Raw genomic sequence first — 258 nt, 5'->3', positions numbered from 1 at the left:
CCAGCAAGCCGGTGACGACGGTCAACCTGGTCTATCGGGTCGGCTCGCGGCACGAGCACTACGGCGAGACCGGCATGGCCCACCTGCTCGAACACCTGGTGTTCAAGGGCACGCCGGCGCATCCCGACATCCCGGGCGAGATGCGCAAGCGCGGCATCCGCTTCAACGGCACCACGTGGCTGGACCGCACGAACTACTTCGCCAGTTTCAGTCGCGATCCCGACACCCTGGCCTGGCTGCTGCAGCTCGAAGCCGACC

The 258-nt window shown here is 67.1% G+C and carries 1 protein-coding gene; it reads left to right on the top strand.

Features of this window, described 5'->3' with window-relative positions; translation table 11 throughout:
- Nucleotides 1-258 (top strand): M16 family metallopeptidase (locus SB719_RS21170; RefSeq protein ID WP_412159889.1); only part of this gene is annotated, 258 nt, incomplete at both ends.

Source organism: Pantoea sp. SIMBA_079, from assembly GCF_046940275.1.
Classification (GTDB): domain Bacteria; phylum Pseudomonadota; class Gammaproteobacteria; order Enterobacterales; family Enterobacteriaceae; genus Pantoea; species Pantoea borealis.
Note: the sequence above shows the minus strand (reverse complement) of the source record. Positions and strands in the feature narration are given on the sequence as shown.